Origin of the sequence: Candidatus Planktophila lacus, assembly GCF_002287925.1 — a bacterium.
GTDB classification, from domain to species: Bacteria; Actinomycetota; Actinomycetes; order Nanopelagicales; family Nanopelagicaceae; genus Planktophila; species Planktophila lacus.
The window spans coordinates 975,589-997,161 of record NZ_CP016769.1; the positions used below are offsets into that span (position 1 = coordinate 975,589).

General features: G+C 47.2%; 20 protein-coding genes and 2 tRNA genes. 4 read left to right on the forward strand and 18 right to left on the reverse strand.

Going from position 1 to position 21,573, the window contains the following annotated elements:
- Nucleotides 1-4 precede the first annotated feature (4 nt).
- The 15 genes from mrdA to A1s21148_RS04945 all read right to left on the reverse strand — a co-directional run bounded on the left by mrdA (nucleotide 5) and on the right by A1s21148_RS04945 (nucleotide 15,288).
- Nucleotides 5-2,095 carry a penicillin-binding protein 2 gene (gene mrdA / locus A1s21148_RS04875; RefSeq protein ID WP_095671325.1) on the reverse strand — a complete coding sequence of 697 codons (2,091 nt, stop codon included), beginning with the start codon at nucleotides 2,093-2,095 and terminating at the stop codon, nucleotides 5-7.
- Nucleotides 2,092-2,613: a rod shape-determining protein MreD gene (gene mreD / locus A1s21148_RS04880; protein WP_095671326.1), complete on the reverse strand. Its 522-nt coding sequence runs from the start codon at nucleotides 2,611-2,613 to the stop codon at nucleotides 2,092-2,094. The genes mrdA and mreD overlap by 4 nt, the downstream gene beginning before the upstream one ends.
- A complete protein-coding gene (gene mreC, locus A1s21148_RS04885; protein WP_095671327.1) occupies nucleotides 2,614-3,537 on the reverse strand; it encodes a rod shape-determining protein MreC in 924 nt (307 codons plus the stop codon). It lies immediately after the preceding gene.
- 9 nt (nucleotides 3,538-3,546) lie between these two features.
- Nucleotides 3,547-4,578 (reverse strand): rod shape-determining protein, encoded by a 1,032-nt coding sequence (locus tag A1s21148_RS04890; protein WP_095671328.1) that lies wholly within the window; start codon nucleotides 4,576-4,578, stop codon nucleotides 3,547-3,549.
- Nucleotides 4,579-4,621: 43 nt separating this feature from the next.
- Complete coding sequence (ndk, locus tag A1s21148_RS04895) at nucleotides 4,622-5,041, reverse strand: nucleoside-diphosphate kinase (RefSeq protein WP_095671329.1); 420 nt, start codon at nucleotides 5,039-5,041, stop codon at nucleotides 4,622-4,624.
- Between the two features lie 51 nt (nucleotides 5,042-5,092).
- Nucleotides 5,093-5,446, reverse strand: coding sequence for a DUF4233 domain-containing protein (locus A1s21148_RS04900; protein WP_095671330.1), 354 nt, complete (start codon nucleotides 5,444-5,446; stop codon nucleotides 5,093-5,095).
- Nucleotides 5,446-6,816 (reverse strand): bifunctional folylpolyglutamate synthase/dihydrofolate synthase, encoded by a 1,371-nt coding sequence (locus tag A1s21148_RS04905; protein ID WP_095671331.1) that lies wholly within the window; start codon nucleotides 6,814-6,816, stop codon nucleotides 5,446-5,448. The genes A1s21148_RS04900 and A1s21148_RS04905 overlap by 1 nt, the downstream gene beginning before the upstream one ends.
- 14 nt (nucleotides 6,817-6,830) lie before the next feature.
- Nucleotides 6,831-9,419 (reverse strand): valine--tRNA ligase, encoded by a 2,589-nt coding sequence (locus A1s21148_RS04910; RefSeq protein ID WP_095671332.1) that lies wholly within the window; start codon nucleotides 9,417-9,419, stop codon nucleotides 6,831-6,833.
- Nucleotides 9,420-9,434: 15 nt separating this feature from the next.
- Nucleotides 9,435-10,730 (reverse strand): ATP-dependent Clp protease ATP-binding subunit ClpX, encoded by a 1,296-nt coding sequence (gene clpX, locus A1s21148_RS04915; protein WP_095671333.1) that lies wholly within the window; start codon nucleotides 10,728-10,730, stop codon nucleotides 9,435-9,437.
- A gap of 41 nt (nucleotides 10,731-10,771) precedes the next feature.
- The gene (locus A1s21148_RS04920) at nucleotides 10,772-12,043 is read right to left on the reverse strand and encodes an MFS transporter (protein ID WP_095671334.1); all 1,272 of its coding nucleotides are present in this window, start codon (nucleotides 12,041-12,043) and stop codon (nucleotides 10,772-10,774) included.
- A 41-nt stretch (nucleotides 12,044-12,084) separates the two neighbouring features.
- A complete protein-coding gene (locus tag A1s21148_RS04925) occupies nucleotides 12,085-12,711 on the reverse strand; it encodes an ATP-dependent Clp protease proteolytic subunit (RefSeq protein WP_095671335.1) in 627 nt (208 codons plus the stop codon).
- The gene (locus A1s21148_RS04930; RefSeq protein WP_095671841.1) at nucleotides 12,711-13,298 is read right to left on the reverse strand and encodes an ATP-dependent Clp protease proteolytic subunit; all 588 of its coding nucleotides are present in this window, start codon (nucleotides 13,296-13,298) and stop codon (nucleotides 12,711-12,713) included. Before A1s21148_RS04930 ends, A1s21148_RS04925 begins: the two co-directional genes overlap by 1 nt.
- Nucleotides 13,299-13,458: 160 nt before the next feature.
- Nucleotides 13,459-13,845 (reverse strand): hypothetical protein, encoded by a 387-nt coding sequence (locus A1s21148_RS04935; RefSeq protein ID WP_095671336.1) that lies wholly within the window; start codon nucleotides 13,843-13,845, stop codon nucleotides 13,459-13,461.
- A 23-nt stretch (nucleotides 13,846-13,868) separates the two neighbouring features.
- Nucleotides 13,869-15,167: a trigger factor gene (gene tig, locus A1s21148_RS04940; protein ID WP_095671337.1), complete on the reverse strand. Its 1,299-nt coding sequence runs from the start codon at nucleotides 15,165-15,167 to the stop codon at nucleotides 13,869-13,871.
- Nucleotides 15,168-15,212: 45 nt separating this feature from the next.
- A tRNA-Pro gene (locus A1s21148_RS04945) sits at nucleotides 15,213-15,288 on the reverse strand.
- 98 nt (nucleotides 15,289-15,386) lie between these two features.
- On the opposite strand from A1s21148_RS04945, the gene A1s21148_RS04950 reads away from it, so the two are divergent.
- Nucleotides 15,387-15,460: transfer RNA gene (locus A1s21148_RS04950), tRNA-Gly, on the forward strand.
- 6 nt (nucleotides 15,461-15,466) lie between these two features.
- Here the strand turns inward: A1s21148_RS04950 and A1s21148_RS04955 are convergent.
- Nucleotides 15,467-16,558 (reverse strand): collagen-like protein, encoded by a 1,092-nt coding sequence (locus A1s21148_RS04955; protein ID WP_223299361.1) that lies wholly within the window; start codon nucleotides 16,556-16,558, stop codon nucleotides 15,467-15,469.
- A 261-nt stretch (nucleotides 16,559-16,819) separates the two neighbouring features.
- Between A1s21148_RS04955 and A1s21148_RS04960 the strand changes: the two genes are divergently transcribed.
- Both A1s21148_RS04960 and A1s21148_RS04965 read left to right on the forward strand, forming a co-directional pair.
- Complete coding sequence (locus A1s21148_RS04960) at nucleotides 16,820-17,521, forward strand: hypothetical protein (protein WP_190276866.1); 702 nt, start codon at nucleotides 16,820-16,822, stop codon at nucleotides 17,519-17,521.
- A 143-nt stretch (nucleotides 17,522-17,664) separates the two neighbouring features.
- On the forward strand, nucleotides 17,665-18,117 hold the full coding sequence (locus A1s21148_RS04965) for a ribose-5-phosphate isomerase (RefSeq protein ID WP_095671339.1): 453 nt from the start codon (nucleotides 17,665-17,667) through the stop codon (nucleotides 18,115-18,117).
- Here A1s21148_RS04965 and trmB read toward each other — a convergent pair.
- Entirely contained in the window at nucleotides 18,092-18,748 is a 657-nt protein-coding gene (trmB, locus tag A1s21148_RS04970) for a tRNA (guanosine(46)-N7)-methyltransferase TrmB (protein ID WP_095671340.1), read from the reverse strand. The two genes, A1s21148_RS04965 and trmB, sit on opposite strands and share 26 nt — an antisense overlap.
- A gap of 68 nt (nucleotides 18,749-18,816) precedes the next feature.
- Between trmB and pepN the strand changes: the two genes are divergently transcribed.
- Nucleotides 18,817-21,360, forward strand: coding sequence for an aminopeptidase N (pepN, locus tag A1s21148_RS04975; protein WP_095671341.1), 2,544 nt, complete (start codon nucleotides 18,817-18,819; stop codon nucleotides 21,358-21,360).
- On the opposite strand, the gene A1s21148_RS04980 is transcribed toward pepN, so the two are convergent.
- On the reverse strand, nucleotides 21,350-21,568 hold the full coding sequence (locus A1s21148_RS04980; protein WP_223299362.1) for a hypothetical protein: 219 nt from the start codon (nucleotides 21,566-21,568) through the stop codon (nucleotides 21,350-21,352). The two genes, pepN and A1s21148_RS04980, sit on opposite strands and share 11 nt — an antisense overlap.
- Nucleotides 21,569-21,573 lie beyond the last annotated feature (5 nt).

The window sequence follows — 21,573 nt, forward strand, 5'->3', positions numbered from 1 at the left end:
AAGCTCATTTGGCACCCTTAACTTTTGTTGCTGGGGAAATCTTCGGCAATCCTACGGGCGGAATTCCACTTGGGAACAAAATCTTCGCTGAACTTACCTTCGATCCCTCAACGCCAAATAAAGTCTCGTAAATCTTGCGCGTTCCTACACCTGATACTGATGCACCAAAACCACCCTGGCTCACCATCATGACGACGGCAAATCTAGGTTTATTGGTTGGACCGTAGGATGCAAACCAAGATGTATCTGCCTTCGCGCTGCCATTTGGATTGCGACCAAAAACTTGCGCTGTTCCGGTTTTTCCACTGATAGGAATCGGAAATGAGTTAAATGCTCCAGCACCAGTTCCACTGATTACAACTTCGCGAAGTGAACCATGAAGGAATTTAATCGTCTCCTTAGTTGCAGGAATTACTCCTAATTTCTCTGGCTTAAACTCCTTGATTACGGTGCCATCAGTTTTCACAATTGCTTTGGCAATAGTTGGCTTCAAAATAGTTCCGCCATTGGCAATCGCGGCGTACATCTGCGCCAGCTTTAGTGGAGATATAACTGTGTCGCCTTGGCCAATTGAGAAGTTAACTGCATCGCCTGCGCGAATCTTGTCGCCATCTAAACAGTTTTCATATGCGAGTTGTACCAAGAACGCGGTTTGCTGACTCTTTGAGGCGCGCTCTTTGTAATTGCAATAGAAATCTTTATTCTGTTCATACCAAGATTTACGCCATTCGCGATCTGCTAATCGTCCAGATGATTCAGATGGCAGGTCAATTCCCGTCTTTACGCCAACCTGAAATCCTTTTGCCGCGCTAAAGAAGTGGTCATTTGCATTTGATTTAGGTTTTAGGCCACCATCGCGAAGCCATTCATCAAAGGCGATGCGATACCAAATAGTGTCACAGGAAACCGCAATCGCCTTTTTCATTGAAATTCGCCCCTGCGCTTTGCTTTCGAAGTTTTGAAAGGCGCGCGTGCCTACTTCAACTTGTGAAGGACAATCGTAAGAAGCGTTTAAGTCATAACCTGCATTGGCTGCAGCAACTGCTGAGACCGCTTTAAATGTTGACGCAGGGGCAAAAAGTCCTTGCAGCGCGCGTGAGAGCGCAGGTACGCCCGCCTTCTCGCTATACAAATTCTTTGCCTCAGCAACGGTCAGCCCGCGCTCAAATGCATTTGGATCGTAAGTCGGATGCGATGCAAGAGCGATTATCTGTCCGTTGCGAACATCCATTACAACTGCAGCGGCGCCATCTGATGGATACCCCATTGATCGCGCACGTCGCACTGCATCGGCTAGCGCCGTTTCGGCAGCGGCTTGAACGCGAACATCAATACTTGTTACTAGGTGATTTCCGCCAACTGGCTTTGAATTTTGAGTCGTACTTGTTACCGCTTCTTTACGATCAACAATTACTGTCTTGATACCTGGCGATCCTCTTAAATATTCATCGTATTGAATCTCAAGTCCTGCTTTACCAATTGACTCAGATCTGAAATAACTTCTGCCGTTAGCGCCCGATAAATCTTCTTCTGTAAGCGGTCCGATGTAACCAAGTAAATGCGCAGCATTAGCGCCAGCGTTTCCTGGATAGTTTCTTATCGAAACCGGTGTTGCCGAGACTCCCGGATACTGGTCTGGACGTTCGACTATACGTAAGGCAAGTTCGGGATCGGCTTCCTTGGTTAGCGGAATCGGTTGGAAACGAGATCCGGTCCAGCATCCCGCACGTTCTCCCTTGGCCAGTTCTCCGCAAAGTCTGGTTCTTTGATAGATATCTCTATATTCAATCTTAAGTAAGGTAGAAAGACTTCGCAGAACTGCAACACCTTTATCTGACTGGCGATCCAATTTTGTGCGATCTACGGTGATAGCGACACCGACTCTGTTAAGTGCCAGTGGCACCCCCGATGAATCAACTATTAACCCACGTGTTGCAGGCGTGACAACATCGCGACTTTGAATAGATAGTGCGGCATCACGGTATTTCGGACCTGCAGCAACCTGTAGGTAGAACAAACGTCCCATTAATCCAAATAGCAGAGAGAAGATAAAGATTTGTACAACTAAAAGGCTAAGTCGTGCGCGCTGATTCATATCCGACTCTTAACATCAAAGAGCGCTTCATGAATTCTTGTAACAATCGGTAGTAGTAAAGGAGCGAGTGCTGCTGACCAGAAAGCAGAAGAGAACAGTGAGACAAAAATTGACCAAGTGCTGCCAATATCACTGCCAAGGAAGAGTCCAAGAATTAAGTAGATCAAGCGGATTACTACGACTGCTGCCGCGACTGTGAAGACCAATGAAATTGGATTACCTCGGAAGTTATCGTCACCGTAACCAAGATAAGAGACTGCAAATCCTGCCAGGATCATTATCAAAGTCCACTGTCCCATAGGTCCTGACGCTGTTTGGGAAAGATCCATCAAGAGGCCGGCGCCAAAACCAGTTAGCGCTCCCATCTCAGGGGTGCCGAGTGCGGACCAGAGAAGTGCGAATATAAGAAATAATGAGAATCCCCCACCAAATAATTTAAATTGGCTAACCACGCTCTCTTGCAGAATGTAAATCAATGTAAATATTGGAAGTGAGATAAAGAATCTGCGGGCAAACATTTATGGGGCTGGCGATTCTGATGGTTGAGCGTAGATAGTCACAGTTGGAACTGGCGTTGGAACTGGTGCTTTCGGCACAAGAGCATCGCGTGGATCCTCTTTTGGCGCTGATACAACAACTGCCACAGTGCTAAGTGAAGAGAAATTAACGTAGAGCTTGATGTCAGCAGTTTGGGTTACCGCACCTGCTGCATTATCTACCGCGGTTACTTGGCCGATAGGAACGCCGGGAACAAATGGTCGATTGTTGACGCTGCCGCGAGCCAGAATTACATCGCCGACCTTAAGAGTGGTTTGGTTATCTAAAAGTTGAAGTACTGCTTTGGAGGTTCCTTGACCGCTTAATATTCCAATTTGTTGGCCGCCCGCGACTCTTGCTCCGACTTTAAATGCCGGATCGGTTGCCAGCTGCACCAGCGCGCTATTTGGATAAGAAATTTTCACAACGCCAACTAAACCTAGCCCAGTAATAACCGTCATATTCTGCCGAATACCGTTATTAGTTCCGGCATCAATAGTGATTGTTTGGGTGAATGAAGAAGTAGATCCGAGTGAAATTACTTTGGCATTAACAACTTTATATTTTGCGGTTCCGGCTAGATCAAGCACTGACTTTAATTTTTCAAGCTCGGCATCTGCGTTCTTGCGATCAATTAGCTCTTTGCGCAATTTTTCATTGGTCGCCTTTAATCTCTCAATTTCTCCGCGAGTGCGACCAAGTTGGGTTACATCAGAGAAGAAATTTCCAACCGGGCGAAAGATTGTGGCGGCAACTGATTGAACTGGTGAAAGCGCAGATTGTGAACCGTTACGTAGCCCAGTTATCACCTGTACGCCACGCAGATCTAAAGTAATTAGAAAGAGCGCAGTAACAATAAGTGAAATGAGAAGGAGACGACCGCGGTTGTCGCCGCCGCTACGCATCTTTAAAGCCTATCGACGAGGCTCGGAGATCAAAACCTTTTCAAGGGCTTCGAACTCTTCAATGCACTTACCGGAACCTTCAACAACTGCATCCAACGGACGGTCAGCGATATGAATTGGCATTCCGGTCTCTTTGCGAAGACGCTCATCTAGACCCTTAAGGAGCGCTCCTCCACCAGTTAGAACAATTCCGCGATCCATAAGATCTGAAGAAAGTTCTGGTGGACATTTATCGAGCGTGCTCTTTACTGCGTTGATGATCGCGTTGACTGGCTCTTCGAGCGCTTTGCGAATTTCTGCAGCGGAAACAACGATTGTCTTTGGAAGTCCGGTTGCAAGATCGCGACCGCGGATTTCTGCATCGTTTTCACCTTGTAGTGGATATGCAGAACCAATCGCCATCTTGATTTCTTCTGCTGTGCGCTCACCAAGAAGAAGTGAGAATTCGCGCTTAACCCAGTTAATAATCGATTGATCTAGCTCATCTCCACCAACGCGAATTGAAAGGGATGTAACGATTCCGCCCAATGAAATAACGGCAACTTCAGTTGTTCCGCCACCGATATCTACAACCATATTTCCAGTTGGTTCGTGGATTGGAAGGCCCGCTCCGATTGCTGCTGCCATTGGCTCTTCAATGATGTAAACCTTGCGAGCACCTGCTGCATAACCAGCATCTTTAACTGCGCGCTGTTCAACACCTGTGATACCTGAAGGAACGCAAACGACGATGCGTGGCTTTGCCAAGTAACGACGGCGGTGAACTTTCTGAATGAAGTACCGGAGCATGCGCTCGGTTGTATCGAAGTCTGCGATAACGCCATCTTTAAGGGGACGGATCGCAACAATATTTCCAGGTGTGCGACCAATCATCTTCTTGGCTTCAAGACCAACAGCAAGGATTCCGCCAGTGTCTTGGTTTACAGCAACTACTGAAGGCTCGTTTAGAACAATGCCACGACCACGTACGTAGACCAGGGTGTTTGCAGTTCCCAAGTCAACGGCCATATCTCGGCCGATAAATGACATTTTATTACTCATGTTTAACCCTTCAGTTAATCGCTTTGCTTTGAATTACTTGGAATTACTTGCCGAAGAAAATTTCGATTTCGCGTGCTGCAGATTCTGGTGAATCAGAACCATGCACGATGTTCTGAACAACTTTTGTGCCTTGATCGCGAGCTAGATCGCCGCGAATTGTTCCGGGCGCTGCAACCGTTGGATCAGTTACTCCAGCAAGGGAACGGAAACCTTCGATTACGCGATTTCCTTCGGCAACTATTGCAACGATCGGACCTGACATCATGAACTCAACTAGTGGTTCGAAAAATGGTTTGCCTTGATGTTCTGCGTAATGACGTTCGAGAAGTGCACGATCTGCCTGCATCATCTTGAGCGCGGTTACAACATAACCTTTCTTCTCGATACGCGAAATAACTTCGCCTACCAATTGGCGGCGTACGCCATCTGGCTTTACGAGGATCAAGGTCTTTTCTGTGCTCACCTGCCTAGTCTATTAGGCATCTGGGTGTGTCCGCTCCATGGCTATTTCGCCCTACTTTTCATCGCCTTTGCGGTCGGCGGGGTTACCTTGCGCCAAAAGGGCGGCGCGGGCGGCCTCACCCTTACGGCCAACAATTATCGCCGCAATCCATAACCCCACGAACATGACATTAACAATCGCCATGGATGGAACAACAAAGCTATATGCAGCCATTGCGATCTGAAGAATTGAACCAAAGATCCAACCTGAGCGCTTCTTGAGAAGTCGAATTGCATAGATCATTAAAAACATAACTACTGCGCCATAAATTAAAGTCAGCGGCTCGCCGCTATCTTTCGCAAGCAACATTGCAAAACCCATAATCAAAAATTCCATGGAAAGCACAGCAGAACCAAGTACGCGCATTATTTGCCTTCCTCAATCGATGACTTCGCATATTTCTTTCGCACCGCAGTGCGAGCTTCGCCAACTGTGACTACTGATCCGGTTATCAAGATAGCTAACGATTCTTCACTAAGTGGACGAACTGAATCCTTAATGGCTTTCTCAATTGCATCGGCAAGTGTTGGCTGAGCAAAGACTCGGTCAGCGCCAAATACTTGGGTAGCCAAAGCCTCTAAATCGCCAACTGCCATCGAGCGTGCAGCTGAGTTAGTTGTAACAATTATTTGGTTCATGATCGGCTCCAGCGCCTGCAAAATTCCTAGAGCATCTTTATCGGCCATCAGCGCAACAATTCCTGTGACATCATCAAAGGTGAATTCACTCTGAATGGTTTCTGCAATCGCCTTAGCTCCATGCGGGTTATGTGCGGCATCCAAGATAATTGTTGGATCGCGATGAATAATCTCGCAACGCCCTGGTGAGGTCACATTGGCAAACCCGGCGCGCACCGCATCTATATCCAAATCTTGTTCTCCGAAAAATGCTTCAACAGCGATCAAGGCAGCCGCCGCATTTGATGCTTGGTGCTTGCCGTGTAGCGGTAAGAAAATATCGTCGTAAAGTCCACGCAAACCTGTAATTGAGATCAACTGACCACCTACTGCAATCGCGCGAGAATCAATTGAGTATTCAAGGCCTTCACGTGCTACATCAGCACCGACTTCAGCGGCTCTGCGTAGTAGTTCTACCGCTGCTTCGGGCTCTTGTTGTGCCAAGACTACAAAGCCTTGTTCCTTGATAATTCCCGCTTTAGTAGTCGCAATTTCTGCAATTGTGTTTCCGAGATATTCCATGTGGTCAAGACCGATTGGCATAATCACCGATACATCGGCATCGACAACATTTGTTGCATCCCACTGTCCACCCATGCCGACTTCAATTACTCCGACATCAATCGGATGTTCTGCGAAAGCGGCAAAGGCCAGCGCGGTAATGGCTTCAAAGAATGAGATTGGGTTATCAAACTTGGTATCCATTAAATCTAGGTAAGGGCTGATGTCGTTAAAGGAGAAGATCATCTCTTTAGCATCGATCGGTTGGCCGTTGATGCAGATACGTTCTAGATAACTTTCTAGGTGCGGGCTGGTGAAGCGACCCGTGCGTAGACCCATCTCAAATAGAAGTGAATCGACCATACGTGATGTTGTGGTCTTGCCGTTGGTGCCACCGATATGAATCGTTGGATAAGTAAGTTGTGGCGAACCAAGCATGTCAACGAGCGCTGAGATTCTTTCAAGAGTAGGTGCGATGCGATTTTCTGGCCAGCGCGCGAGCAAGGCTTTTTCGATTGCGTCTATGCGCGCCTGATCATCTGGATTGATGTTATTCATAATTTATATGCGATTTACTTTAGCGCAGCAAGAGCGGCAGTAATGCGTTCGATATCTGAAGTTGTCTTACCTAACCGCTCTTTGATCTCGACAACGACATCAGCCGGCGCCTTCGCCATAAAGCCGGCATTGCCTAATTTAACTTCCGCGGTCTGAAGATCTTTCTTGGCCGCGGCTAAATCTTTCTCTAAACGTGCGCGCTCTGCGACTACATCGATTGAACCAGTTAAATCGAGTTCGATCTTGATGCCGCCAATTTCAAGAGATGCAGATGGTGTGAAATCTTTGTCTTCGAGTTTCAATAAGAAGCGAAGAGCGCTGGAGTATTCGAGCACATCGGCAGAGCCAGAGAAACGACCCGGCACTTTCTGCGAAGGCTTAAGCCCTTGATCATTGCGAAAGCGACGAACTTCAGTAACAACTTCTTGCAGAGTTGAAATCAGTTTCTCTGACTTCTTATCTACATGTGAACTATCTGCCTTCGGCCATTGCGCAACAACTAGAGACTCTCCCCCGGTGAGCGTGCACCAGAGTTCTTCAGTAATAAATGGCATAACTGGGTGCAAGGCGCGCAAGAGTTGATCAAGAACGTGGCCAAGTACGCGCTGTGAATTTGCCTTGTTATCTGAGGCGAAAGTTTCTTTAGAAAGTTCTAAGTACCAGTCGCAGAGGTCATCCCAAGCAAAGTGGTAGAGAGTTTCGCAGGCGCGAGCGAATTCGTAACCTTCGAGAAGTGAATCAACATCGCGCAGAGTTTCGCTAAGGCGAGACAAGATCCAGCGATCAATTGCATTTAAATCAGATGTAGCCGGTAGCGATCCATTTACATTTGCACCGTTCATCATCGCAAAGCGAGTTGCATTCCAAAGCTTGGTTGCAAAGTTACGAGATCCGCCGATCCAATCTTCCGCCAATGCTTGATCTGTGCCGGGGTTGGCACCGCGCGCTAAGGTAAAGCGCAGCGCATCGGCGCCGTACTTATCCATAAACTCAATTGGATCAATTACATTTCCGCGGCTCTTCGACATCTTCTTGCCAAATTGATCTCGCACTAGACCGTGCAACATGATCGTTTTAAATGGAGCAACGCCATCCATTGCAAAGGTGGACATCATCATCATGCGAACTACCCAGAAGAACAAGATGTCATAGCCAGTTACAAGAACGCTTGTTGGATAGAACTTAGCAAGATCGGCTGATTTCTCTGGCCAGCCAAAGGTAGAAAATGCCCACTGTCCTGATGAGAACCAGGTATCTAAAACATCTGGATCTTGCGTCCAACCTGCGGGTGCAGTTTGGTCAGGTCCAACAACTTCAACTTCACCATTTGGTCCATACCAAACTGGAATGCGATGGCCCCACCAAAGTTGGCGAGAGATACACCAGTCGTGCATGTTATCTACCCACTCAAAATATCTAGGCGCAAGTGCTTCTGGTTCGATCTTTACTTCACCGCTGCGCACAGCATCAGCGGATGCTTTTGCAAGAGGTGCAACCTTTACAAACCACTGCTTTGAAAGTCTTGGTTCAACAGTTGTATCGCAACGTGAGCAATGCCCAACTGCGTGAATGTATGGACGCTTTTCAGCAACAACGCGCCCCATCTCTTTAAGCTTTGCAACAACTGCAACGCGGGCATCGAAGCGATCCATGCCATCGAACTCGGTGCCGGTTCCAGCCATGACGCCATGCTCGTTCATGATCACAACAAATGGAACGTTATGGCGCATCGCCATTTCAAAGTCATTTGGATCGTGGGCGGCAGTTACCTTAACTGCGCCTGTTCCGAAATCCATCTCCACGAGTTCGTCGGCAATAATCGGAATCATGCGGTCAACCAGAGGCAAGAGAACTTCAGTACCAATCATGTGCTTATAACGTGGATCATCTGGGTGAACTGCTACAGCGCCATCGCCCAACATTGTTTCGGCACGCGTGGTTGCGATAACGATTGATTGTTCGCCTTCACCATAACGAATCTGAACAAACTCGCCAGCATCATCTTGGTGATCAACTTCAATATCTGAAAGCGCCGTTAAACAACGTGGACACCAGTTGATAATTCTTTCTGCACGGTAGATGAGTCCAGCATCGTGCATCTTTTTAAAGATCGATACAACGGCCTTGGACATTCCTTCATCCATGGTGAAACGCTCACGCGACCAGTCGACGCTAACGCCTAGCCGCTTCATCTGATCAAGGATTGCTCCGCCAGATTCAGCTTTCCATTCCCAAACTTTCTTAACAAACTCTTCGCGACCTAAGTCATGGCGGGAAAGCCCCTGTGCGCCTAATTGTTTTTCAACAACGTTCTGCGTTGCGATACCTGCGTGATCCATTCCGGGTAACCAGAGAACTTCATAACCCTTCATGCGCTTCATGCGAGATAGGCAATCTTGGAGAGTCTGATCTAGCGCGTGGCCAATATGTAGAACACCGGTCACATTTGGTGGAGGAAGAACAATTGTGAACGCTTCTTTTGAAGATGAAGCATCTGCGGTGAAGTAATCAGCTTTCAGCCATTTTGAATAAAGGCTTGACTCAATATCGGCCGGATTAAAGGTCGATACGAGTTCTTTGCCAGATGGCGAGCTTGAAGACATAGAGCGCAGTCTAGATTATGCGCTCTTCTCCTCTGTACCTTTTTCGCGGCGTGAAGCGCGCTTTGGAATATCGCCAGTGCGTGCAACCAGGGTAGGAGCCACATTTTCATCGATACATTCCTTATTAATGATCACTTTTGCGATATCGCTGCGACTTGGTACGTCGTACATCACAGATAACAGAACTGATTCCATGATCGCGCGAAGTCCGCGAGCACCAGTGCCACGCTTTAGCGCAAGCTCTGCGATGGCATCGAGTGCCTCGGAAGTAAACTCGAGTTCAACATCATCTAAGTTAAAGAGGCGCTGATATTGCTTTACGAGCGCATTCTTTGGCTCCGTCAAAATCTGCATTAGCGCCGGCTTATCTAGATTCTCGACGCTAGTAAGAACTGGCAGGCGGCCGATGAATTCAGGGATCATTCCAAACTTCAAAAGATCTTCTGGCATTACATCGGAGAAGATATCTTTGCGGTTCTTATCTGTAGCCTCTTGCAGAGTTGCATTAAATCCAACTCCAGCTTTTCCGCTACGCGCTTCAATGATTTTATCTAGACCAGCGAATGCTCCACCGACGATAAAGAGAACATTTGTTGTATCGAGTTGAATAAATTCTTGGTGTGGGTGCTTGCGTCCACCTTGAGGTGGAACTGATGCGACCGTGCCTTCAAGAATTTTAAGGAGCGCCTGCTGAACGCCTTCACCTGATACGTCGCGAGTTATTGATGGGTTTTCGGATTTACGTGCAACCTTATCGATTTCATCGATGTAGATGATTCCAGTTTCGGCTTTCTTTACATCGTAATCTGCAGCCTGCAAAAGTTTGAGCAAAATGTTTTCTACATCTTCACCAACGTAACCTGCTTCGGTGAGCGCTGTGGCATCAGCGATTGCAAATGGAACATTGAGCATGCGCGCCAAAGTTTGCGCCATGAGTGTTTTGCCACAACCAGTTGGGCCAAGTAACAAAATATTTGACTTGGCTAGTTCTACGCCGTCTTCGCCTTTCGCTTCACCTGATTGCACGCGCTTGTAATGGTTATAAACGGCAACCGCTAAAGATTTCTTTGCGCGATCTTGTCCAATTACATATTGATCAAGGAATTCAAAGATTGCTTGTGGCTTAGGAAGTTCAGTTAAGCCCAGCGTGCCCGCTTCGGCGAGTTCTTCAACGATGATCTCATTGCAGAGTTCGATACATTCGTCACAGATGTAAACACCAGGACCGGCGATCAGCTTCTTGACCTGCTTCTGTGTCTTGCCACAGAAGGAACATTTGAGCAGGTCGCTAGTTTCACCGATACGAGTCATGGGATAAGAATAGTTTTTTGCCCGAAATTTTGTGGGTTAAATCAGGCTCGAGGTTGTTCGCCCATAGATGAATTACCTGAAGAGTAAGGCGGCTTGGTGGATTTCATCTCCTTAACTCCAGGTACAAATAAGACGATGCCGCAGATGAGTAAGTGAAATACCGCTACGCCGATCAAGAGTTCTTTCTCGCCAAAAACGCTAACCATTGGCCCCGCAAGTGCCATACCTAATGGCATTAAGCCAAGTGATCCCATGTAATCAATGCTAAAGACGCGCCCTTGATATTCGGCAGGAACTTCGCGTTGAACTTGAGTTGCCCAAAAAGCTTCCCAAGGTCCAACTGAAAATCCTGCTACAAAATATGCCAGGAAGATTAATTCTTTCGAGGAAGGAAAAGCTAAGACTAGAGGTGCAAAGATAAACAATCCCCAGACGACTACTGAAACTAACCCTGGATTTTTAACTTTTGCTTTGATGCAAATGACGGCTGAAATTGCCCCACCCAAACTAAAGAGCGCAGCAGATGTTGCAAAAACCGAGGCTGTTCCAAAATCTCGTTTTGTAATCACTGGCAACAATACGTTCTCAACTCCGATAACCATCATCAGTTGAACTGATGCCATAAGGATCATCGCTGCAATCCACTTGTAATACCAAACAACCTTTAAGCCTTCGCGAATTTCTAGGAAGAAGCGGCTCTCTTTTCCAACAGGCGCGATTGCAGGACCCTCATCTATTCGAATCAGTAACACTGCTCCAAGAACAAAGAAAATCGAGGTTGCTATATAGGTTGCGTGCGTTCCCAATGAAACGACGATTACTCCAGCAACTCCTGGTCCAGCAATGTGACTACCTTTTAACAAAATTCCGCGGATTACATTTCCAGAGGGAAGCAAGTGATCCGGAATCAGGCTTGGAATAATTGCACCAGCAGCAGGACCTCCAAATGCATCGCTAATTCCCATCAGAACAACAATTCCGCCAAGAATCCACATTGAGATACTTTCCGGTCTGATGAATATGACAATGCTTCCGATAACAGCTCTGAATCCATCAGAAAAAATCAGAATCATTTTCCGTGGCAAACGATCGACCCAGACTCCGCCAACGGGAGCAAGTAATACTCCAGAGAGAACGCGCGCCGCGAGAATTAATCCAAGAGTTGAAGCAGATCCACCGGCATCGAGAACGGTTACGGCTAGTGCGATCGGAAATGCAGACATTGCGATAACGGTAAGAACGTTTGAGATAAGCAGGTTTCTATATGCCTTATAAGAAAAAAGAGCGCCAGGTTCGAAATATTTTTTCAACATTTCTAGACCGACGCCCCTTTATTTAGAGAATTAATTAAGAATTATGCGGAAGGCTTCGCCTTACGTGAAGACATAACCCTATCGATAATTCCGTATTCAACTGCTTCTGCTGCAGTAAGAATCTTGTCGCGCTCGATATCTTTCTCGATTTCTTCAATACTCTTATTTGAATGCTTTGCAAGCATTGTTTCGAGAAGGCCACGCATACGCATGATCTCGCGCGCTTGGATTTCGATATCTGAAGCCTGTCCCCCACCCTCAGATGAAGGTTGGTGGATAAGGATTCGAGAATGTTCTAGTCCGTAGCGCTTTCCTTTAGTGCCACCAGCAAGGATGATCGCCGCAGCTGATGCTGCTTGTCCGAGACAAATTGTTGTGATGTCTGGGCGAACAAATTGCATGGTGTCGTAAATAGCGGTGAGCGCTGTAAAAGATCCACCAGGTGAGTTGATGTAGATCGAGATATCGCGATCTGGATCCATTGACTCAAGGGTTAGCAACTGTGCCATCACATCGTTTGCAACGGTGTCATCAATTGGCTGACCCAAGAAGATGATGCGCTCTTCGAATAGCTTTGTATAAGGATCAAGGCGCTTGTAACCGTATGCGGTCTTTTCTTCAATTGTTGGAAGAACGTAGCGGTTGGTAATTTCTTGGATATGTTTCATTACTTCTTGCCTCCCGCAACTTGTCCATCATTTGTAGCGATGTGATCGATAAAGCCGTATGCGAGCGCATCCTTGGCGTTGAACCAGTTATCGCGATCTGAATCAGCGATGATCTTTTCTAGAGGCTGACCAGTGTGCTTGGCATTTAGCTCAGACATTGTCTGCTTGGTAATCGCCATTTGTTCTGCCTGAATACGAATATCTGTTGCAGTACCGCCGATGCCGCCCAGTGGCTGGTGCATCAAGATGCGTGCATTTGGGGTTGCAAAGCGTTTTCCAGGAGCACCTGCTGTAAGAATGAATTGACCCATTGATGCAGCCATTCCCATCGCAACGGTTGCAACATCGTTCTTGATGTAATGCATGGTGTCGTAAATCGCCATACCTGCTGTTACAGAACCACCAGGTGAGTTGATGTAAAGGTAGATATCTTTCTCGGAATCTTCAGCGGCTAGCAAAAGCATCTGTGCGCAGATTGCATTGGCCATCTCGTCGCGGAATTCACCGGCAAGGAAGATGATGCGCTCACGGAGCAAGCGGTTGTAGATGTTTTCATCTAACGCATTGCCGGTTGCTGCCCGAGACATTGATCCGGTCAATTGTGGGTCTTGATAATCCACGTAATCCTCCTGATTGATAACAACTTTTATATGTAGAGACCTTAACAATGCCTGAGGCGAAATGCTTCCCAAATATCGCAAAAAGGGTGCAAATCTCCCCTTGTTCGCTCAGGGCAGAGGAGATTGGTTACGAAACGGTCAGCTTGAGCAGGTAGGTCTTCTTGCCATCGGTCAGCGATACCGAAGTTTTACCTTTTTTCAGAATAGTCAGCGATGGATTGGTTTCATAGGTTGATTGCGGGCCGCCTGGAACAAATTTGGCAATTGATGAGTTAATGACTTTGCCTCGCCAGATCTCTGGATTTTCAACTCTAAATACAACTACTCGCCCATTTTTTACTTTGATCGTCTTCGCCTTAAGCGGGTTGACCATGACCGGAGGAATAACTCTTGCCTGTGGTGCAATCTCTTCGACAGTAGCTGTCTCTGACTCATCCGCTGATGAAATCGCAGCTGGGTAGAGAGATGAGAAAAGCAGAACAAATAGCGTTACAAAGAACTTAAGTTGACGCATAAGACCGTCGACTTTAGTGGTGGTTATTCCTCTGAATCAATAGGTGCAGCGGGTGGTGTCTGTGGGCGAAGCGCCTCGAGATCAACCTTCTTGCCTGATTTGTCGACAACGTTAACGCGGCCAAGAACTCCAGCCAAAGCCTTCGTGCGAGATACCTCAGCAACTAGTTGTGAAATCTGACCAGCATCCTGAAGTTGCTTTGCGAATTGCTCTGGTGGCATTCCGTAACGCTGTGATGCACGGATGAGATATTCAGTTAACTCGATTTCGTTAACTTGAACTTCTTCTGCCTTAACAATTGCATCGAGCAAGAAATCAGATTTGATTGATGTGCGAACTTGGCCATCTACTTCAGCGCGGTGTTCAGCATCTTCTAGTCGGCCTTCGCCTTCAAGGTGTTCATTAACTTCATCAGTAACCAACTTTTCTGGAACTGGAATATCAAGATCATCGATCATTTTCTTAAGTAGCAAGTCGCGTGCTTGTGCGCCTTGTTCCATCGCCTTAACGCGCTTCAAACGCTCAGCGAAGTCAGCCTTCAATTCTGCAATCGTGTCGAATTCTGAAGCCAACTTTGCAAAGGCATCATCAACTGGTGGGAGTTCGCGCTCTTTAACTGCCTTTAACTTAATTTCAACATCGCCCTTTTCGTCATCTTTCTGACCAACGAGCTGTGTTTCAAAGTTCTTTTCATCTCCGGCCTTCATGCCAAGAAGTGCGGCATCTAAGCCATCGATCATGCGGTTTGAACCGACTTCATATGAAATGTCATTTGCCTTGCCGCCATCAACTTCTGCGCCATCGATCTTGGCAGTTAAATCAACGGTTACGAAGTCGCCATCTTTTGTTTCGCGTTCAACAGTCATGAGAGTTCCAAAGCGAGCGCGGAGCTCATCTACTTGCTCATCGATATCTGAATCTGTGACAGCGAGATCATCAACTTCGATTGTGATCTTTGAAAAGTCAGGGAGAGTTACTTCTGGACGGACATCAACCTCAACTGAGAAGACCAACTTCTCGTTATCGACGTATTCCTTGATATCTACTTCTGGGCGTCCCACGACTAAAACTTCATGTTCGCGAGCTGCCATTCCGTAAAACTGTGGAAGTGCGTTATTGATCGCTTCATCGATTACTGATCCGCGACCTACGCGTTGATCGATCATTGAAGCTGGAATTTTGCCTTTGCGGAAACCTGGGATGTTCACCTTTGCAGCGACAGCTTTGTAAGCATCAGCTACGTACTCGGTGAGATCTGCGTAAGGAACTTCGATATCGAGACGGACGCGAGTTGAGGAAAGTGTTTCGACCGTGCTCTTCACAAAGTGCTCCTTGAAATAGAGATACAAAGAAAAACCAAAAAATTCTGGTCGGGGCGGGGAGATTCGAACTCCCGATCTCCTGCTCCCAAAGCAGGCGCGCTAGCCACTACGCTACGCCCCGAGGCGCAAGAGGTGAGTCTAGAGTAATTTTTTACTCTCGGTTACCGAGGCAGTAGGCTTAGCCCTCACACGAAACCTTTACAGGTTTTAGCACCTTCCGCGGGTGTAGCTCAATGGTAGAGCCCCAGCCTTCCAAGCTGGCCATGCCGGTTCGATCCCGGTCACCCGCTCCATAGTTTTTATAAGGCCCCGATAGAGCCAACCAGAGTTGCAACATAAGAACCTTCGGACCGAGCAAGATGAACGCTTGTGTCATATCCAATAATCAATTGAATATTCAATGACGCATCGATACTTGAGGTGGCATCGACTGTTACTTGGGCTATAACAACATATTCGTTCCTCATTGAGCCAGAACCTGAACGATAAGAAATACCCTGGAAGGTTTGATACTTGTACCAAACATCTGGCGTTCCAACATTATTGGAAATGGAAAGTCCCATTGGAAATGCGTTATCCATATTTCTAGTTGGCTGATATGTGACTATTGAAATGGTTAATGCGTACTTCTTACCAGCTGCAAAATTCCCAATAGTTGCGATCTGGCTAGTGCCCACCCCACCACTTATATCTGGAATGGTGAATGTTCCTCTGTAAACATTAGATGGCCCTGTTGCGCCGGCAGTTCCCGTTTCACCTTTCAAACCCACTGCTCCAATTGCGCCATCTGCTCCCGCTGTTCCTGTCTCGCCTTTCGCACCTGTAAGACCTGTTGCGCCTGCGGAACCGGTTGCACCAGTCGCACCAGTTGCACCAGTAGGTCCGGGTGATCCTCCACCTCCACCACCAGATGGACCTTGCGGTCCTGTTGCACCTGTTGCACCAGCTGGTCCTGCAGAACCGCTTGAACCTGGTGAACCTGCTTCACCCTTCTCTCCCTTTTCGCCTTTCTCCCCTTGTAAACCTTGCGCACCTATAGGGCCCGCAACATTTGATGCGGTTGCAATTGTCTTTCCTTCACTTCCATTTTTTCCATCAACCCCATTTGCCCCAACTGGGCCTTGCAAATTCTGCGGTAGCGGCCACTTTCCACTTTTCTTTGGACCATAAATCAAAAGACTTCTTGTATCAATGTAGAAATCACCATCAATACCGATCTTTGATAGCGGCGCACCTTTGCCATTTAATATCGTATTTGGAATGGTTGTTGAAGTTCTTCCGGCGGCTTTTGGCTTAGTTGCGGCGCTAGTTAACGGCGCTGAAATTATTGAGAGCGTTGTAGCAAGTGCAATTGAAAGTGTGACAACTACTGACATCCGTTTGCGATTCATGGAACCTCCGGGCCCACTTCGACGAATTGGTTATGGAAAAGTGTGAACTCGGAAATCAAGCCGGCGAAGAGGGCTTTCCCTGAGTTTTCTCTTAGAGCCAGTAGGAGAATCCCCGCTTGCAAGCGTGGCCAGAATCCAAAAAACTCCCACGGGTCTCACAGGATCTAGGGGTACTTTCTTGAGAAATAGGGAGTTATCTACGAGTAGTCGATAACGAGGGTTTCGACAAAGTGCAAAACGGGATGAAAGGTAGACATGCAAATGTCATCAAAGAAAAATGTGATCGCAATTGCGGTTACGACTGTTGCTCTAACTGTGGGCAGCATCGGAATCGGACATGCGACATCAAAAGTTAAGTCAGTCTCAACTAAGGTAACTCGCACTTCTTCAACAGGAGTTGCAAATCCAATGGCGAAGACTGGTGGACCAGAAGAAGCAGTTGCTTCAGTCCTTTCTGCACTAGTAACTAAGGGAACAATTACACAAGCGCAAGCAGATGCAATCAAAACTGCGTTCGCCGCAGCTGCACCAGTTCGTGGAATTGATAAGCCAGGTAAAGGTATGGGTCTTCTTGGGGAAGATCGTGCCGCTGCCGAAGCATTGATTTCAAAAACAATTGGTGTTGATACGGCAACAATTCGTACTCGTATTGCAGCAGGTGAATCACTTGGTGCAATCGCAGGTGCAAAGCGAGCAGAGTTAATAACTGTTCTTGTTGCGGAAGCAACTAAGCGTATCGATGCTGCTGTTACAGCAGGAAAGATGACTGCAGCGCAGGCAACATCGCATAAGGCCGGTCTTACCGCACATGTAACTGCCGAAGTTGATCAAGTCGGCGGAAAGCGTGGTCCAGGAATGGGCGGTAAGGAAGGCAAGCACGACCGAGGACATGGTGGACCAGGAAAGGGCGGCATGGGGGCTGCTCCAAAAATTCCTGCACCATCAGCAACACCTTCAGCGTAGTTTTTTCAAAAGCACTGAAGTAACAACTTCATATCTCCTCCTAAGGTAAGAAAAACCCGTCGCGAATTCTCCTTCGCGGCGGGTTTTTTCTTTGGGTTGAGTTGCTAATCAATAATCAATTAAGCCCATGAGAGACTTCGCATATGCGCTTACATATTGGTAGTGATCATGCAGGTCTTGAGTTAAAGAATGAACTCCTTGCCCACTTAGTAAATAACGGGCACGACGTTACCGACCATGGCCCGTACGAATATGACGCCTTAGATGACTATCCAGATTTCTGTATCCCGGCTGCTCAAGCAGTTGCTAAAGATGCAACATCACTTGGCATTGTCATTGGCGGATCTGGCAATGGAGAACAAATCTCTGCAAATAAAGTTAAGGGCGTCCGTGCGGTGCTGGCATGGAATATCGAAACTGCGAAATTAGGTAAAGAACATAACAACGCCAATGTTGTCTCTGTCGGTGGCCGCATGCATTCAATTGAAGAGTGCAAAGCGATTATCGATGCCTTTATCGCCACACCGTTTAGCAATGACGAACGCCATATACGCCGGATAGAAAAGATCGCTAAGTTCGAAAGAGAAAATCAGTAACTCTGTGATCTTTCGTTAAACCTTGTCCTTCAAAGCGCGTTAGGGGACGAGACTCTGGTCGATCAATAACTCCCCCGGTAAATTGCTTTGTTTCATTAAATTGCTCAGTAATCCATTCGGCATACGGAAACCAGTCAGTTGCAATATGTAGATACCCACCAGGCTTTAACTTCCTTGCGACTTCGCTGATAAATCGTTGATTGATGATGCGGCGTTTATTGTGGCGCTTCTTTGGCCAAGGATCTGGGAAGTAAAGATGTACTCCATCAAGTGCGCCATCAGAGATCATGAAGTGAAAAACCTCAAAGACATCGCGTTCGATTAACTTCACATTTGTTAATTCATATTCATTTAACTTCGCCATTAGCTTTCCAACACCTGGCATATGCACTTCAACGCCCAAGTAATTAACATCTGGATTTGCTTTGGCTATCTGCCATGTGGCCTCCCCCATGCCGTAACCAATTTCCATTACTACGGGTTGGGCTTTTGCGAAAGAGGTAGATAGATCCAATAAAGACTCTTGGAACTCAATACCGAATTTGGCCCACAAAGTATCGCGCGCTATTTGCTGGGCAGGGGTGATCCTCACGCCGCGTAAGCGATAACTTCTATTGGTAACTGGTTCCACAGCACAACTCTTTCATGATTAGACTTGCGAGAGCAAAACGGTCCGTTAAGCATCTAAAGGAGTTTTACGTGTCAGGCACAAATATCACGCAGATTGAAGCAGCCCAACGTTCTGAAGTTATCAAGGTTTCGAGTTACAAAATCGATCTTGATCTAACAACTGGTGCAGAGACTTTCTTGGTCAAGACAACAGTTAACTTCGCTGGGCTAAAACCTGGTGCAACTACCTTTATCGACTGCGTTGGTAAGCGCGTAATTAGTGCAAAGCTAAATGGTGCCGACTTCGATCCAAAGTTCGATGGCGAAACCGTCTTCTTGCCCGCGTTAGCTGCAGAGAACGTCCTAGAGATTGAACATGAGGGTATCTACTCAAACTCCGGCGAAGGTTTACACCGTTTCGTAGATCCTGCTGATAATGAGGTCTATCTGTACACACAGTTTGAAACCGGCGATGCGCGTCGTATGTATGCCTGCTTTGACCAACCTGATCAAAAGGCGACATTTACTATCAGCACAATTACGCCAAAGCATTGGGAAGTAATCTCGAACTACGGCATCGAAGCCACAAAGGATGTTGATGGCGATCGTAAGCACATTCAATTTGCTACATCACAGGTAATTTCGACATACGTCACAGCAATTGTTGCTGGTGCGTATAAATCAGTTCATGACGAATACAAGGGTGAGAAGACAATTCCGCTTGGTATCTACGCCCGCAAATCTTTCTTCCAGCACGTTGATGCTGAAAATATCTTCGAAGTAACCAAGCAAGGCTTTGCCTACTTTGAAAAGACTTTTGGTCTGGCTTACCCATTCGGTAAGTACGACCAGATCGCCGTTGCCGAATACAACTGGGGCGCGATGGAGAACGTCGGCTGCGTAACTTTCCACGAAGATGTTTTGATCTTCCGCAGCAAGGTAACCGAACGCAACTACATCAGTCGCGCGACAACGATCCACCATGAAATGGCACATATGTGGTTTGGTGACTTGGTCACAATGAAGTGGTGGCAAGACTTGTGGCTCAATGAATCTTTCGCTGAGTGGGCTTCTTACATGTCCGTTAGCGAATCAACTCAGTACAAGCACGCTTGGACAGAATTTAACTCAGTCCGCAAGAACTGGGCATACCGCGTGGATCAGATGACATCTACCCACCCAATCGCAGTTGAGATGGAAGATCTCGATGCAGTTCGCACAAACTTTGACGGTATTTCATATGCCAAGGGCGCATCAGTGCTGCAGCAACTTGTCGCACACGTTGGTCGCGATAACTTCATCGCTGGATTGCGTAAGTACTTTGCAAAGCATGCTTATAAGAACACTGAATTAAGTGATCTAATCACCGAACTCGAAGCAGCATGCGGAAAAGATTTAACTGCTTGGGTTAATACCTGGCTACGTACCGCTGGCGTAAACACCCTTCGCCCAGTAATCAACCTAGATGCCGATAAATACGCATCTGTTTCAGTGAAGCAAGAAGTTCCTCCGCTACCTCTTGGCTCGAAGGAACTTCGCCCACACCGTTTATACGTTGGTCTCTTTGATGTGAAGGGCGATGCACTTGTGCGCCGCGAAAGCATTGAGGTAGATATCGCAGGACAGTTAACAGAAATTAAGGAACTAGCAGGCAAGAATGCTGCAGATCTATTGCTCATTAACGACCACGATCAGACCTACGCCAAGCTTCGCTTCGACGATCGCTCGGTTGAGACCATGAAGAAATACCTTGGTCAGTTAGATGACTCACTTGCCCGCGGACTTATCTGGGCATCACTTTGGGATTCAACTCGCGATGGCGAGCTTCCTGCAAGTGATTACATCACCATTGCACTTAACGCGCTAAAGGGTGAATCAGATATCTCGATGATCACGGCAACATTTATGCAGATTGATACCGCTATCTGGGCATACGTTGCACCAAAGAACCGCGAAGCAATTCGCCTTGCTGTTGCAAACGCAGCCGAAGCTTTACTTGATGGCGCAAAGCCAGGTAGCGATCACCAACTTCAATATGCACGTGCATTCGCAAATAACGCCGTTACACCTGCGCAATTCGATCGCTTAAAGGCGATGCTAGATGGTGCAGTTAACGGCTTAACCGTTGATGCCGAACTTCGCTGGTACATCTTTATCTGCGGAGTAAAGCGTGGAGTATTTGGCCCAACCGAAATCGCAGCCGAAGGCGATCGCGATAAGACCGCTCACGGTAAGCAGTACGTTGCCTACGCTCATGCTGCGATTCCAACTCGCGAGGCAAAGGTTGCCGCATTTAAATCAATCACAACCGATGATTTAAGCAACACGATCCACTCTTATAAGTGCCGTGGCTTTAACGAGAATATCCATTGCGATCTTCTTGAAGCATTTGTTGATGATTACTTTGATGCCATCTTGAAAGTCTGGGAGACCAAGGGCTTTGAGATCGCCGAGACAACTGCAACGCTGACTTTCCCAACTTGGGCAATTAGTGAAGGAACTGTCACAAAGGCTCAGCACTGGCTAGATGTCACGGGCAAAGATGCATCACATGCTCTGCGTCGTTCAGTGACCGAAGGTCGCGATGCAATGACTCGTGCGCTTAAAGCGCGCGCTGTTGACGCTACTCGATAGAGGTTATTGCTGAAGCTGAATTCTTTGACTTCTTGCGATCGCCAGTTAGTGCGTAAGTAATAACTGCGATCAAAAGAAAGAGCGCTGTTGGCGCTGCGAAAAAGTAAGCGAAAGTTTCGACTGCGCTTAAGCCTTCGCCGGCTACGGTGCCATCTTCTTGGTTATCTAACTTCAAGAAATTAATTGCGGATGCAAGATGAATCATCATGGGCG

Excerpts from the sequence above, each read along its gene's own strand:
- mrdA (WP_095671325.1), bottom strand. The coding sequence starts at position 2,095 with ATGAATCAGCGCGCACGACTTAGCCTTTTAGTTGTACAAATCTTTATC.
- mreD (WP_095671326.1), bottom strand. The coding sequence starts at position 2,613 with ATGTTTGCCCGCAGATTCTTTATCTCACTTCCAATATTTACATTGATT.
- mreC (WP_095671327.1), bottom strand. The coding sequence starts at position 3,537 with ATGCGTAGCGGCGGCGACAACCGCGGTCGTCTCCTTCTCATTTCACTT.
- A1s21148_RS04890 (WP_095671328.1), bottom strand. The coding sequence starts at position 4,578 with ATGAGTAATAAAATGTCATTTATCGGCCGAGATATGGCCGTTGACTTG.
- A1s21148_RS04900 (WP_095671330.1), bottom strand. The coding sequence starts at position 5,446 with ATGCGCGTACTTGGTTCTGCTGTGCTTTCCATGGAATTTTTGATTATG.
- A1s21148_RS04905 (WP_095671331.1), bottom strand. The coding sequence starts at position 6,816 with ATGAATAACATCAATCCAGATGATCAGGCGCGCATAGACGCAATCGAA.
- A1s21148_RS04910 (WP_095671332.1), bottom strand. The coding sequence starts at position 9,419 with ATGTCTTCAAGCTCGCCATCTGGCAAAGAACTCGTATCGACCTTTAAT.
- clpX (WP_095671333.1), bottom strand. The coding sequence starts at position 10,730 with ATGACTCGTATCGGTGAAACTAGCGACCTGCTCAAATGTTCCTTCTGT.
- A1s21148_RS04920 (WP_095671334.1), bottom strand. The coding sequence starts at position 12,043 with ATGTTGAAAAAATATTTCGAACCTGGCGCTCTTTTTTCTTATAAGGCA.
- A1s21148_RS04925 (WP_095671335.1), bottom strand. The coding sequence starts at position 12,711 with ATGAAACATATCCAAGAAATTACCAACCGCTACGTTCTTCCAACAATT.
- A1s21148_RS04930 (WP_095671841.1), bottom strand. The coding sequence starts at position 13,298 with ATGTCTCGGGCAGCAACCGGCAATGCGTTAGATGAAAACATCTACAAC.
- A1s21148_RS04935 (WP_095671336.1), bottom strand. The coding sequence starts at position 13,845 with ATGCGTCAACTTAAGTTCTTTGTAACGCTATTTGTTCTGCTTTTCTCA.
- A1s21148_RS04955 (WP_223299361.1), bottom strand. The coding sequence starts at position 16,558 with ATGAATCGCAAACGGATGTCAGTAGTTGTCACACTTTCAATTGCACTT.
- A1s21148_RS04960 (WP_190276866.1), top strand. The coding sequence starts at position 16,820 with ATGTCATCAAAGAAAAATGTGATCGCAATTGCGGTTACGACTGTTGCT.
- A1s21148_RS04965 (WP_095671339.1), top strand. The coding sequence starts at position 17,665 with ATGCGCTTACATATTGGTAGTGATCATGCAGGTCTTGAGTTAAAGAAT.
- A1s21148_RS04980 (WP_223299362.1), bottom strand. The coding sequence starts at position 21,568 with ATGATGATTCATCTTGCATCCGCAATTAATTTCTTGAAGTTAGATAAC.